Source organism: Lactobacillus kullabergensis (genome assembly GCF_000967195.1).
Taxonomy (GTDB): domain Bacteria; phylum Bacillota; class Bacilli; order Lactobacillales; family Lactobacillaceae; genus Lactobacillus; species Lactobacillus kullabergensis.
This window is the reverse complement of sequence record NZ_KQ033871.1, coordinates 35,705-49,859: the sequence shown is the minus strand read 5'-3', so window position 1 is coordinate 49,859 and position 14,155 is coordinate 35,705. Positions and strand designations below refer to the sequence as shown.

The 14,155-nt window shown below is 37.0% G+C and carries 13 protein-coding genes and 2 tRNA genes; 6 read left to right on the top strand and 9 right to left on the bottom strand.

The window, feature by feature from the left end; genetic code table 11:
* Positions 1-11: 11 nt before the first annotated feature.
* The 8 genes from JF76_RS00755 to yycF all read right to left on the bottom strand — a co-directional run bounded on the left by JF76_RS00755 (position 12) and on the right by yycF (position 9,638).
* Positions 12-1,427: a glycoside hydrolase family 32 protein gene (locus JF76_RS00755; protein WP_045927384.1), complete on the bottom strand. Its 1,416-nt coding sequence runs from the start codon at positions 1,425-1,427 to the stop codon at positions 12-14.
* Between the two features lie 371 nt (positions 1,428-1,798).
* Positions 1,799-2,278 (bottom strand): 23S rRNA (pseudouridine(1915)-N(3))-methyltransferase RlmH, encoded by a 480-nt coding sequence (gene rlmH, locus JF76_RS00750; RefSeq protein ID WP_045927383.1) that lies wholly within the window; start codon positions 2,276-2,278, stop codon positions 1,799-1,801.
* A gap of 491 nt (positions 2,279-2,769) precedes the next feature.
* Positions 2,770-3,975, bottom strand: coding sequence for a S1C family serine protease (locus JF76_RS00745; protein WP_045927382.1), 1,206 nt, complete (start codon positions 3,973-3,975; stop codon positions 2,770-2,772).
* 66 nt (positions 3,976-4,041) lie between these two features.
* Entirely contained in the window at positions 4,042-4,839 is a 798-nt protein-coding gene (locus JF76_RS00740) for an MBL fold metallo-hydrolase (protein ID WP_045927381.1), read from the bottom strand.
* 14 nt (positions 4,840-4,853) lie between these two features.
* Positions 4,854-5,681, bottom strand: coding sequence for a two-component system regulatory protein YycI (locus JF76_RS00735; RefSeq protein ID WP_045927380.1), 828 nt, complete (start codon positions 5,679-5,681; stop codon positions 4,854-4,856).
* 1 nt (position 5,682) lies between these two features.
* Entirely contained in the window at positions 5,683-7,017 is a 1,335-nt protein-coding gene (locus JF76_RS00730; protein WP_045927379.1) for a hypothetical protein, read from the bottom strand.
* Positions 7,007-8,860, bottom strand: coding sequence for a cell wall metabolism sensor histidine kinase WalK (gene walK, locus JF76_RS00725; protein ID WP_045927378.1), 1,854 nt, complete (start codon positions 8,858-8,860; stop codon positions 7,007-7,009). The genes JF76_RS00730 and walK overlap by 11 nt, the downstream gene beginning before the upstream one ends.
* Before the next feature lie 61 nt (positions 8,861-8,921).
* Complete coding sequence (gene yycF, locus JF76_RS00720) at positions 8,922-9,638, bottom strand: response regulator YycF (RefSeq protein WP_045927377.1); 717 nt, start codon at positions 9,636-9,638, stop codon at positions 8,922-8,924.
* A 140-nt stretch (positions 9,639-9,778) separates the two neighbouring features.
* On the opposite strand from yycF, the gene JF76_RS00715 reads away from it, so the two are divergent.
* Positions 9,779-9,851: transfer RNA gene (locus tag JF76_RS00715), tRNA-Lys, on the top strand.
* Positions 9,852-10,211: 360 nt separating this feature from the next.
* Positions 10,212-10,287: transfer RNA gene (locus tag JF76_RS00710), tRNA-Lys, on the top strand.
* 73 nt (positions 10,288-10,360) lie between these two features.
* Here the strand turns inward: JF76_RS00710 and JF76_RS00705 are convergent.
* Complete coding sequence (locus JF76_RS00705) at positions 10,361-10,870, bottom strand: zeta toxin family protein (protein WP_045927376.1); 510 nt, start codon at positions 10,868-10,870, stop codon at positions 10,361-10,363.
* 128 nt (positions 10,871-10,998) lie between these two features.
* On the opposite strand from JF76_RS00705, the gene JF76_RS00700 reads away from it, so the two are divergent.
* The 4 genes from JF76_RS00700 (at position 10,999) to JF76_RS00685 (ending at position 14,154) form a co-directional block, all read left to right on the top strand.
* Complete coding sequence (locus JF76_RS00700) at positions 10,999-11,874, top strand: alpha/beta hydrolase (RefSeq protein ID WP_045927375.1); 876 nt, start codon at positions 10,999-11,001, stop codon at positions 11,872-11,874.
* Positions 11,875-11,962: 88 nt separating this feature from the next.
* Positions 11,963-13,048: a DUF4097 family beta strand repeat-containing protein gene (locus JF76_RS09870; RefSeq protein ID WP_052697035.1), complete on the top strand. Its 1,086-nt coding sequence runs from the start codon at positions 11,963-11,965 to the stop codon at positions 13,046-13,048.
* A 154-nt stretch (positions 13,049-13,202) separates the two neighbouring features.
* Positions 13,203-13,526 (top strand): PadR family transcriptional regulator, encoded by a 324-nt coding sequence (locus JF76_RS00690; protein WP_034980930.1) that lies wholly within the window; start codon positions 13,203-13,205, stop codon positions 13,524-13,526.
* Positions 13,510-14,154 carry a DUF1700 domain-containing protein gene (locus JF76_RS00685; protein ID WP_052697034.1) on the top strand — a complete coding sequence of 215 codons (645 nt, stop codon included), beginning with the start codon at positions 13,510-13,512 and terminating at the stop codon, positions 14,152-14,154. Before JF76_RS00690 ends, JF76_RS00685 begins: the two co-directional genes overlap by 17 nt.
* Position 14,155 lies beyond the last annotated feature (1 nt).

Sequence of the window (14,155 nt, the reverse complement as noted above, 5' to 3'; positions counted from 1 at the left end):
TTTAGCCTAATTTATTTTGCCATAGTATAGCCTGTGACATTTATTTTGACTGACTGATCTGCATTGACGAAAATCTGAGGTTTTTCAGAAGTATAATACCGTTCTGAAAATACCAGCTCACCGTCATTTAAGAAAAATTCAATTGAACTGGTATCAATAAATACCTGAATTTTCAAATTGGGCTTTGGTCTTAATCTGCCATAACGTCGAGAATCATCTGCCGGCTTATCAGCTCGAGTTAAAACCACTTCGTTATTCCTTTTGTTCCAAGTTAGTGTCACCAAATTTTCCTGCTCATTTTTGAGTACAAAATTAATCTCACTGCCAGACCAATTTTCTGTTTCAGCTATCAAAAGCAATTCCAAATGCTGCGAATCGGAAACATTAATCTGCTTTACCGAAGTCATCAACTTTTCATCAATTACTTTTTCTTGCCGCAGCTGTTTTAATTCTTTAACCGGCTTCATATATAGCTGATTATTCTTTAAAGTTAGTTCTCTGGGCAAGGTTAAAGCACCACACCAGCCATCAGCCTGTTCAGGAAAGTCAGCATGCCACATATCAAGCCAGCCAAAGACAATGCGCCGGTTATCGGGTGTTAACATGGTTTGCGCTGCGTAAAAGTCGTGGCCATGATCAAGTTCTTGAAACACTCCGTGTTCAAACTGATTTTGACGATAATCCATCTTGCCGATGAAATATCCCGTTTGGTAAAGATTAAGATACTTTTTACCCTTTGCTGCAATTCCCTGCGGCGAACATAAGAGAACACCTTGTCCATTTAGTGAAAAAAGATCTGGACACTCCCACGTATATCCTTCATTATCTCTTCCCTGAGAAACCGCAATTGGTCCTAAATATTTCCAGTGCAATAAATCAGTTGACTTATAAGTAATTGCACGACCCAGTCCTGCCTTATCTTGACTGCCAACAATAATATAATATGAATCCCCATGTTGCCATACTTTCGGATCACGAAAGTGCTGTGAGTTATCAGCCGGTGGTACGGCAATCACTGGATTACCACTGTATTTTGTAAAATGAATACCATCATCACTATATGCAACATTTTGCGTTTGGCAAAAACTGCTGTGATCATTCACATCATAATAATGATTGCCAGTATAGATCAGATATAAACGACCATCTTTTGCAATCGCACTGCCGGAATAACAGCCATTGTCATCTTCAGGACTGTCTGGTGTCAGCGCTATTGGCAGTTCTTCCCAGTGAATCAAATCTTGACTGCGATAGTGTCCCCAATGCATCGGTCCTCTTTCAGATGAATAGGGATAATACTGGTAAAAAATATGATAGTAGCCTTGATAATACGAAAAGCCATTAGGATCATTCATCCATCCGGAAGGCGTTGAAACGTGATAATTAAGACGATAACGCTCATTAGTAATTTTTGCTGGAACTCGCATTTTTGTTTCTTCCTTATTTTGATAAATTTTAGTTCGCTTACTTGTTTAATTGCAAAATTAAATAGCCGTGATTTACTTCTGTATCCTTGTTCTTGATGGCAAAGCCATTTTTATATTCAGGGAATAATACCATGACAGCAGTTTGCTTACCAGCTGCTTAAATAGCTTTTAAATCCATCTATGCCTGTGGGTCAACTGCTGCAATTCTTGACCATCTTTTACCAAAATTGTGAAGCCGTAACCGTTAAAACTTGTGCTTCTTCGGTAACCTAGCGGATTCCAATTTTTTTCATGCTAAAATTCCATCTTAAATATAATTTTAAAAATTAGACCTGCGTAATGATTAAAATACAGCATTAGAACTATTTGGTCTACTTATGATAAGGACTACCACTATTAATCATAAAGCCGCGATAAATTTGTTCAATTAAAACGACCCGCATTAACTGATGTGGCAAAGTCAACTTGCCAAAACTCAGCAGATCATTGGCACGCTGGTTTACTGCTGGACTGGTACCTAAGCTGCCACCAATTACAAAAGTTAAATCAGAATGCCCATAAGTTGCCAAATCCTTTAGTTCACGAGCAAACTCTTCACTACTGCGCTGTTTACCCTTAATTGCAGTTACAAAAACGTATTCCTTATCTTTAATTTTATTTAAGATCCTTTGCCCTTCGACTTCTTTGACATTATCCTGTTCTGCTTGACTAAACTTTTCCGGTGCCTTTTCATCAGGTACTTCAATTACTTGTACCTTGGCAAAACGGCTCAGCCTTTTTTGATATTCAGCGATTGCATCTTTAAAGTATTTTTCTTTTAACTTACCCACACAAATAATTTTAATATTCATAATTGCTATTTTATCCCCCAATTCCCAAAGTTTCCACTTGCTTTTTCCACAGCTGTGTAAAGTTCAAAACTACATTTTGTGGTTTTTACCTTTAGTAAGCGAACAAATTGTGTTTTGCCAAATTTTTTATATTTATCATCACTGATTTACCCACATAAATATTTTTCATAGTTGATTTTCACAAACTTTTTGCCCTCAAATACTGTTATTGAGCCTTGAACAACTGTTTGAGCTAATTAATTTTCACTATTATTTACACACAATTCACAGGTTATACACAATTTATCCCAACCGCTTTTGCGCATTTTATGCACAATCCACAAAGTTATCCACAGTTACCAACAAAATATGCTATCATGTTTTTTGCTTGACAATAATTATTCGCGAACTTTTTTATGTTTCTCAACAACAATGTTAAGAAAAAAGCTATACTTATGTTTCAAATCGCATAGTATAGCCTTTTTATTACTTAATTCTAGAATATTCTTTGTTTAATCGGATTGTAATTTTACGCGTAAATTAATCTCTTTGCCGTTACGATTAATGGTTAAATTAATGGTATCTCCGACTTTGTGATTATACAAAATGCTGTGTAACGAAGCAACATCTGACACAGATTTGTTGTCAACTTTGATAATTACATCACCAGTCTTAATTCCGGCCGCAGACGCAGCACTATGCTTGGAAACCGAAGCGACATAAATACCATTTTTCAGATTAGACTTAATGTTAAGTTGCTTTCTGTTGCTATAAGGTATGCCTTGCAAAGCAATCACTTTAACTCCTAATTGCGGGCGAACAATCTTGCCCTTTTTAACCAGCTGATTAACTATGGTTACCACTTCATTTGATGGAATGGCAAAGCCCATACCTTCAACTGATGTGCCGTCACTTGATTGAGAAAGTTTCATTGAGTTAATACCAATTACTTGCCCTGCAGAATTGACTAACGCACCACCCGAATTACCCGGGTTAATAGCAGCATCAGTTTGAATAACCGTCTGCTGATTAGCAGAAGAAGTTGTAATACTACGTGCTGGTGCTGATATTATCCCTTGAGTAACCGTTGAAGCGTATTCGCTGCCAAGTGGCGAACCGACTGCAATAACTGTTTGTCCTGCCTGTAAACTCTTAGAGTCACCAAATTCAGCCGTTTGAGTTACATAGCTGCTATCAATTGAAAGAACAGCTAAATCTGTTGTTGCATCCGTGCCCACAATACGTGCATTAACAGTTTTACCATTAGACAGCATGACTTGCACTTTATCGCTGCCCGAAACAACGTGATTGTTAGTTACAATATAGCCTTTATTACCAGATCTCTGGTAAATTACTCCAGAACCTTCACTATATGTCTGTAGTTTTCCCTTACCCTTATTATCATTATCGTCATCGCCAAAAATATCGAAAATAGAGTTACTGCTGCTTGATTGCCGTTTCATATTAATAACTGAAACCACGGCACCTTTAACGTCGTTATAAGCTGGTGTCATTGTGCCACTGGTTTTAGCACTGTTTCTGGAAGTTTTCGCGCTACTGGAGCTAATAGTCGTTTGAGCATTGTTATTCATATTAGCGTTATTAATTTGATCTAAGGCTACATATGAAGCTCCTCCACCAATTAGTCCGGCTACAACACCAACAATAGCAGTTTTCATAATGCCATGTTGCTGATGACCAGAGTTTTGATTATTCATTATTTAATCTCCTTTGCATATCTTTTTACTATACTAACAAAACTTGAAAAAAGATAAAAAGTTTCCTTAAATTTGTACTAAATTAGTTGGCTGGATCGGATCGGTCAGAACAATTTTAACATCACTGGGCAAATTAGCATCCCCATCAACCATTATTTTTTTAGCAGCATTATAAGCCAATTTTGCCGTATTATTATGCTGACTTCTATGTGCTAAAAAAATGTGTTCGGTTTTACTTGTCACCACATCGAGCAAAGCCTGCCCGGCATCATCATTTGATAAATGTCCGACATCTGACAAAATGCGCTGCTTTAAGCTCCAAGAATATGGACCATTGCGCAACATCATATCATCATAATTAAACTCCATGAGATAGGCATCCGCATCTTCAATCACGCTTTTTACCTTACGAGAGACATAGCCGGTATCTGTCAAAAAAGCAATTCTCTTGCCACCACTGGTAAAAACGTAATATTGAGGCTGTGCTGCATCGTGGCTAGTCGCAAATGCTGTCACATCCAAATCGCCAAAAGTCTTGGTTTGCCCCGGCTCAATAATATTAATTTGTTCAACCGGTATTTGCCCAATTTTTTGTGTTTCAGTTAAATATTCCCAAGTGCCACTGTTGGCAAAAGCCGCAATTCTAGGGTAACGGCGCATTAAAACCCCCAGTCCTTTGCTGTGATCTGAATGATCATGACTTAAAAAGACCATGTCAATGTCTTTAATATCAACGCCAACTTGACTTAACAGGGTCTTGATTTTTTTACCTGATAAACCTGCATCCATTAAAATTTTATGCTGACCAGTTTCAATTAAGCTGGTGTTACCAGTTGAACCACTGGCTAAAACAGAAACCTGCACCGCATTATCCCTTCCTAATTTTTCTGTACATTAACATTATATGAGCTGCCTTGCAAGATTTGTGCTGTAAATGCATTAACTCTTTTAACAGTGATGTTCTTAGTCGTCTTATTTTCAACTTGAATTAGCCATGTAGGCAGCAAAATTGTACTGCCGCGAACATCGGTTAATTTAGAATAGCCTAAACTAACTCGCATTACCCGCGAATTGTTGGCAATTTCCCTGTCAGTATACATTGCCTTAACAGCGTGCCAAGCACTAATAATTAATTGCGGTTCACGAACTGCTTTAATAGGACCCATATAGGAAATAGTATAGTTAATAATTTGATCATTGCGCACATTAATTGTTAATTGCGCATCACTGTCGTAAATGCGACCATAAGCGGTATTTTGCACATAGCAATATGTATTGTCACCAGACATGCTGGGTTCAAACTTAAAAGTTTTACCATAGGGTACATTTTTAGGATCGTTTTTAAAATCTTCCAGCTGCTGCATATTATTTTTGCGGTTGCCACTAAGTAGAATCATGGACTTAGGTGTCCCAGTTAAAGAATTGTCACTTTTGGAATAATGTGTAGCAACTTGTGTAAGACTACTGCTTTTACCAGAAAGATAATCACGCTTTTTAACAGCTAAATAATAACCAGATTGTTGCTTATGTGAAATATGCAGGGGCACGTCAATTCCGTCAGCTCGCATCTCGGCACGAATGCTTGTTGCAGTAGAACCGGCAGTATTGCTCAAGCTAATAGGCGAACGCCAAATTTCAATTCCTAAATAAATATCGATTAACAAGAAAATGACGAAAAATAACCATTCTATTCTTTTACGGTCCATCTTATTTCCCCTCTTCCGTTAATGTCTGCCTATATTTATTCAGAGCCAGAAAATCTATTTTCTCCCATTCGGCTAAACTCTTCCACTCATCATATGCTTTAACATAATATCCCGGTACCAGGTTAACCAAGTGGTCGTGTGAATTATCCTTTTCAACCTTAAAAGCCACTATTATACGTTGAATTTCATCTTTTCTCATACCGGCATTTATTAATTTTTGCATTACTGCTGCGCTTGTTGGCAAAGTTTTCGTCTGACCATCAAAAGGTATTGGTATTTGCAAATCTGTATTGTTAAAATCAACTTTTACTGCATCTTCAGTGAAAGCGGTTGCAACTTGTGGGTTATTTTTATCCCAAAAGACCGGTATGCCTTCAATATAATTAATATAGCTTATAGAATCATTTACAGTATCAAAGTAACGCAAATCCTGCTCGCTTAAACCTAGTTTATGAACAAAATCTACGCTCTCTAAAAGCTGATCATTAAGGGATATGCCTTTACGCTTCTCATACCGAGTATAGTGAAAATCATGTCGTCCAGTTTTAGCCTTAGGAGCTCGTAAATTGGTATAGTAATTAAGCGAGTACGTAGTCCAGCCTTTTTTATTAGAGCGGGTTGTCACGTTAGTAGTACCAAGCAGACGAGATACGAAATATGAATCAGTTTGGGTATTAGTAAGGTAGCTGTATATTTTCCAATGGTCTTGTTTAGTAAAGAATACCTCATAACAATTTTTGAGACGTACGAACTCCACTGGAACTCTTCCTTGAGCTCTGCTGGCATAATTGCGTAGTTTAGAAAAATTGCCTTTAATTAAATGAACCCGGTAAACGGTATAAGTCTTATCATTTCCAAGGTAAAGGTAATTATTGCTGTCTGTCACAAAGACGCGTCGAAATTGTACATCATCTTTTTTAACGCTTTTCCTAGTAAACAGATTGATGCTAACTTCTTTAGGAAAGCTTAGCTGAATACAATTTTCATCATGCAGCATTTTTTCATACTGCGTTTTCCCAGTGCTAATTTTATTAATACTACGGTATCTTACCCCTTTTATTTCTTTGACAAATTCCAGGGGCAAATTCTTTTTAGCATCATATAAACGATATAACTGACCGTTTCTAAATCCATAAGAATTAGTGGGGATATACAGGTTGGAAGCAATGCGGTCACGCCTGTTTTTTGTTTGTTCAGTTACTCTGTTTGTTTGATTAATATGATTAAAATACTGGTCATTAGTCATGATAAAAATCCAGAGAACGATTGAGAGAACGAAAACAGCCACCGTCCCCAGTAAAAGTAGCGCATCGCCGAGCTTAAATTTAGACTTCATCCCAATCATCCCCTTCGCTCATTGGTTCATAAGGCAGTGCAATATAAAAAGTAGAGCCGTTGCCTTCACTACTATTGGCCCAAATATGACCGTGATGTTCCTCCACAATTTCTTTAGCAATCGCAAGACCTAGACCAGTGCCGCCTTGAGCTCGAGAACGGGCTTTGTCAACACGGTAAAAGCGATCAAAGATTTTAGTCAGATCTTCACGTGGAATGCCTAAACCTTGATCAGCAATACTGAGAACAATCCGCTTTTGTTCAGAATGAAGTTTAACTGTGATTGTCCCACCATTAGGTGAATATTTAATTGCATTATTCATAATATTATCAATTACTTGGGCAAACTTATCTGTATCGATTTCTACCCACAAAGCCTGTGTGCCCAACTCACGCTTAATAGTATATTTTTTGTTTTCTTTTTTATCCGTTTTGACAATCATGTCAAAGCGATCAAGGATATGAGCTACAAAGTCATTAAAGTTAACCCATTCCACATCAACTTTAGAAACTCCTCTGTCCATGCGTGACAAGCTGAGAAGTTCACTAATCATTCGGATCATGCGCTCGGTTTCTTCTTGCGTTACCTGTAAAAATTTAGGAGCAACATTGGGATCTTTCCAGGCCCCTTCATTTAAAGTTTCAATGTACGCGTGCAGACTAGTAAGCGGGGTACGCAACTCATGAGAGACATTAGAGACAAACTGCTTTTGTGAATTTTCATTTTTCTGTTGTTCAGTAATATCGTGCAAAACACAAACACTACCGGAAACAAAACCTGTCACCCTTTTAATAAGAGAAAAACTGGCATGTAAAATGACTTCGTCGCGTGTTCCCTGACCGATTGTAATCACAATTCCCTTTTGGCTGCCAATTAAATCCTGCGAAGATTCTTTCAGACCTAGAACTTGAGCAATTGGCTTATTAATAATTTTATCTTCTGTTTGATTCAAAAAGTTGAGCGCCATCTGGTTAACAACGTTAACATTACCGTGCCTGTCAGTAGCAAGAACGCCATCACTCATATGGGACAAGACGCTGTCCAGTCTGCGCTGCTCACTTTCAGATTCTTCTTGTGAACGTTCAATTCTGACAGATAATGTGTTAAAAGCCTGCCCCAATTGACCCAACTCATCATTTGAATAGATCTTTACTTGGCTTGAATAGTCACCGTCAGCAATACTAAGAGCCTGCTTTTGCATTTCCTCAATCGGTTTAGTAATCGCATGGGAAACAACTAGCGATAAAATGGCACCCATTACCGCCGCAATTAAAGAAGTAACTAAGAACATCAGTGAAATATTACGCAAGTCATTGAAAACTCCCTGCATCGACGCGCGCACATAAATCGCACCAACAGTATTAGCGGAACCGTTGCCTGCATTCAAAGGGGTAACCTGCACCATATAATCGCCGTGATTATTAACTACTTTAGTTGCCTGCCTGCCAGTGGAAGTTACCTGCTTTACCAGCGTATTATTGACTCGCTGACCAATCCGGTTTTTATCATTTAAATTTGAAACCGCACGAATGATATCCTTATTGTCTACAACAATAATTTCACTAATTGTGCCAATACCATTGCTATAATCATTGACAATCCTGTTTAAATTACTGTCAGTATGCTTATTGTCTTTCAATAATTGCGTTGACAATTGGTTTGATACAATGGGCAAAACCTGAATTGAAGATTGAAAATTTTCAATACTGTTTTGCTCTAATTGGCGCGTAAAATAAGCACCAATAACCTCAATTGTGGCAATGATCATGGCCATAAATACAATGGCTAAAGTAGTATTAATAGAAATAGTTAAATGTTTAAACTTATTCTTGATTTTTTTCATAATTTTACAAAATTAAATAAAAAGAAAGCCACGCTTGCTAAACATTGCGGGGCTTTCTTTGCTAGTCTTCATTAGGCTGTTTTACGTAATAGCCAACACCACGCCGAGTTACTAAAATCTGCGGCTGGATTGGATTATCTTCAATTTTTTCACGCAAACGGTGTACAGTAACATCGACTGTCCGGACATCACCAAAGTAGTCATAGCCCCAAACAGTCTGTAAAAGATGCTCCCTGGTCATTACCTGATCCATATGCTGTGCTAAATAATAGAGCAACTCAAATTCACGGTGAGTCAGCTCAATCTTTTTGCCTTCTTTTTCAACAATATAAGCGTCTGGCATAATAACCAGATTGCCGATGGTAATATTTTTCGTGGAACTGCCATCGCTAGCACTTTCATCTTTTTTGACGATATTGCGCCGACGCAAATTAGCCTTCACCCGCGCTACTAATTCACGGTTAGAAAAAGGCTTAGTCACATAATCGTCTGCGCCCATTTCCAGACCTAAAACTTTATCAATTTCAGTGTCTTTTGCTGTCACCATGATGATAGGCATATCATGAGTTTGTCTTACTTCACGTGCTACATCTAAACCGTCTTTTTTGGGTAGCATCAAGTCTAAAATCATTAAGTCAGGATTATATTCGTCAACTTTCTTGATAGCCTCTTCGCCATCATACGCAGTGTCGACGTCAAACCCTTCTTTTGTCAAATTAAATTTAATAATATCAGAAATTGGTTTTTCATCATCAACAACGAGAATTCTCTTTGACATCGAAAAGCCCCCTTTTGTGATCATTATACTGGTTTTTAGTTTATTAGCCAAAAAAGTCACCAAAATTTAATAAAAAAACTTGCATTTCAGTGAAAATAATAGCATAATAGTCTCCGTTGGTTATTTGTAATAACGCTTATGGGTGGCTAGCTCAGCTGGCAGAGCAACGGACTCTTAATCCGTGGGTCCAGGGTTCGAACCCCTGGCCACCCATTGATAATTAAAGGTGGTAATCACTTGGTTGCTGCCTTTTTTGTTTGTCAAAAGACCTTAAACCTTTATATAATATCAGATCAGTTTCATTTGTCAATTCTATTGTATTTGTTATTGTTTTAAACAATTAATCCAGCACTTTTTCAGCAAAAGCATTGATTCAACAGTATTTTATCTACTCACTTTACTTTTGCAAAACCTCATGAAATTAACAAATAAAAGCAACAAACTATAGCTTTATAACTACAAATTCTGCCCTAAGCAAATGTTAAGCAGAATTCTTTATACTTTTTTATACAAAAGCCTTGTCAAAAGCCGAATTAATTGTTATCATAATTAACTGTCAACAGAAATGGTGACGGGTGGCTAGCTCAGTTGGCAGAGCAACGGACTCTTAATCCGTGGGTCCAGGGTTCGAGCCCCTGGCCACCCACCATAATAAAAATAGCACTGCAAGTAGTCGGTGCTTTTTTTATTGCTTTTAAAAAATTCAGCTTGAAGGAGACTTTCTAGTCCCCTTTTTTGTTTTCATAATCTGCAATATCCGTTAGAACTTGTTCTGCCAGTTCTTTGACAGTGGCACTTGTCAGCTTGCGCTCTTTTTCGCCAAGTGTATCTTGTTCAAGCCACCATTTCTCGAGAGTCTCAAGCGGAAAAGGACTTTCTTTTTCTTCATTATTTTTTACAGTTTGCGCAAAAGAAATATCTAAGTAATAAACAAATGCTCCTGCACCAAATTCATGAATTATTTTAGTTAAAGTTGTGCCATAAATCCTTTTGGGCAGTATCCCTTCCAATATAACTATAGGGTAGTATTGTTTGCCCCATTCAATCATTAATTCTATCAGACTGGCAGTTGGTGCCGTCTCTTTTTCCTTAACATGCAAAATATCAAGGCGCAATAAATCTTCATGTAAAAGCAAACATCTTTGGTAGCCAAAATGATTTTGCAAACAATTGGCTAAGACAGTTTTGCCACTGCCTGAATTTCCTCTAATTAAAATAAAAATTGGTGTCATTGCATCTTTTTCCTTTCAATACGAGTGTCTAAAAAGCTAACGCTATTATTAAGCTTTTATATTTTTAATAATAGAATAATATATATAAGATATAATTAATACATAAATGATCAAAGTAGGCAATATTAATGAAGAAAAAATGTTTAATAGGAGTAAGCATTTTAGGCTTACTGCTAATTACAAGTGTTCTGTTTCACACTTATGAACAAAAAAGTTCGCATACGGCTACGGAAGAAGTCAATTCTGGCAATACGAAAAAAGCTTATTTTAAAGCTACTCCTACCATTTATTTACATGGCTATGGTGCTGGTGCTCGCTCGAGTGCAGGAATGATTGCATATGCCGAACAGCATAATGATGCACACAAGGTATTAACAGCTAAAATTTCTCCTGCAGGTAAGGTTGAATTACAGGGAAATTGGCCCCGCAAAACTAAAAGACCGCTTATTCAAGTAATTTTGCAAGATAATAAAAACAGCAACTATTACACAACGCGAGAGTGGTTTCACAACCTGATATTATGTTTAAAACAAAAATACCATATTAAGCAATATAATACCGTAGCTCATTCTATGGGAAATATCATGACTCTCTCTTATCAGTTAAAATATGGACAGGATCGCAATTTGCCTCGATTAAAAAAGCAGGTCAATCTTGGTGCCCCATTTAATGGTATTATTGGTTTAGATGAGAAGCCCAATCACAATTATCTGCTTAAAAATGGGAAACCAAAATATATGACCCAATCCTATCAGTATTTTTTAACGCATCGTCATAACTTTCCAAACAATGTATCAGTGTTGAATATTTTTGGCAATAAAGAAAATGGTACCAATTCTGATGATGACGTCAGTTGCGTTTCAGCCCAGTCTTTACGATATTTGTTGCGTGGCAAAGTAAATTACCATGAAATTGAAATTAAAGGTGCAGGTGGACAACACAGTAAGTTGCACGACAATTCCAAAGTAGATCAGATTATCGGTCAGTTTCTGTGGGCTAAATAGTTGTTATAAACAATTTTAATATTTTTTTCATAAATTATAGCGTATAATAAAAAGAAAAAAGATATTTTATAGTGACAGGAGAAACAGGATGACTCCACTAATCGAAAATTTCATCTCCAAATTGGCTCTGAATTTGACGTCTTTATCTACATCAGAACAAAAATATACACTTGACTTCTACCGTGATTTTCTGCTGGACGGTGATTTTCAAACAAAAGAAGAAATAGTTAAAGAACTAGGTACGCCAGATGACCTGGCAAAAGAAATCAAGCAGGATTATGTTAAATTTTTAACAGCAGTTACTGCCTCTGCTAATGACCCCCATGCCAGTGATAATTACTTTAATGGCTTGCGTGTCAAAAGATATCCCCGCAGAAAGCGTACCATTGCCCTTGAAAACTTCAATCAAGTAAAATTGGCAGTTAAGACTACAGATGTAATTATTCATCAAGGTAGTCAATTTCAAATAACCGTAGCAGATTACAGTAGCAGACCCATAGAAACTAATTTAGTCAAGCAAACGTTGGTTGTTAAAGAGACTCCTATCGAGCAAAAAAACAGTGTAATCATGTTCAACAGGCTCACGGCTGTCAGTCGCGTGGAAATCACTGTTCCTAAATTAGATTCTTTAACTAAAATTAGCGGACAAAGTCATAATGGTGACATCATGTTGCAAAATCTAAAACTAAAAAGCATCGTACTTAACCTTCATAATGGTGACATATACATCAATAATGTCAGAGTTTCAGATGAATTTATTTTTGCCGGCCAGAACGCTGATTGCTTTGTTACTCAGTCAAAAATTGCTCAGTTATCCAGTAAAGTTCAAAACGGAGACGGCAGTTTTAAACGCAGCATCCTTAAGCAAATAATTACCCAAACAGATGATGGAGATATAGAAATTAACCAATGCCATGCTAACATCAGTTTACAAGCACAGGATGGAGATGTTCTGATCAGGAAAAGCCAGCTAACCGATCAAAATATTGTTAAGAGTACGAATGGCGATTTGAAGTTAAGCCAACTTGCCCATGACATCAGTGTGCAGCTTAAAGTAAACGATGGCGACATTATTTATCGCAATTCCAGTATTGGCAATAGTTTTAACAGTCAAAGTATGCAAAGTGACTCGTTAATAGCAACCTTAAGGGATGGAGATATAATCATTAAATAAAAGTAGGACGTAGCTGATGTGACCCCCGAGATTAAGACAATTTCGGGGGTCTTATTTTTTGTATTATTTATGGAAAATTTAGGTTCAGTACTTGCTAATTTCTTAAATCTAAATTAAAATATTATATATCATATAATATTAGGGGAGGCAAAGCATGGCAATCCAAATACCGACTCGTTTGCTAGATGGTGCGGTTTTAGCTTTTCTAAAACAAGATGATCTGTATGGCTACGCTTTGACACAAAATGTGCAAAAGATTTTTTCTATCTCCGAGTCAACTATCTATCCAGTTTTACGCAGACTAAAAAAGAATAACTGCTTAACAACTTATGATGAGCCTTATCAAGGACGCAACCGACGTTACTATCACATTACTGATGAAGGCCTCACGCTGCTAAATACAATTCAAGATGAATGGCAAGATTTTAGTGCAAGAGTTAATCAAGTATTAGGAGGGCAAAATGACCAAAGTAATTGATGATTATATTTCCGAACTAGAACAAAACTTAGCTGATTTGCCTGAAAAAGATCGCGAAGATGTTGTCGAATTTTACCACGAATTTTTATTGGACGGTGACTTCATCAGACGTTCTACCATCGAAGCTGAACTAGGAACGCCCAAACAATTAGCAATCAATATTTTAGCCGATTATTCAAGCAAAGATGATTCTGTTTCTCCAAGAAAGGAGACTCCGAAGTCAAACTTAAAGGCCAGCTGGTACATTTTATTAGGAATTTGTGCTGCTCCAATTGGCATCCCACTCGTTTTAGCAATTTTATTCGTGCTCTTCTTTATACTCGCAGTTTTCTTTGGCTTATTTTTTACTATAATAGCCTTTTTGTTTAAATTCTTTGTCGGTGGTGGCTTAAACTTTCTTAAGTCATTAACCCTGCTATTCACTCACAACTGGCCAGTCGGCTGTCTTTACTTGGGTAAATCCTTAATTTGCATTGGCATTATTCTTTTATTACTCCCATTCATTATCAAATTAGGCAAAATTTTAATTGCCAAGTGTACCCAGTTTATGCGTAACCTTGGTAAAAATATTTTAAAGAAAAATTATTTTCAAACTAATACCGGAAAAAATACAGATAAGGAAAAATAAA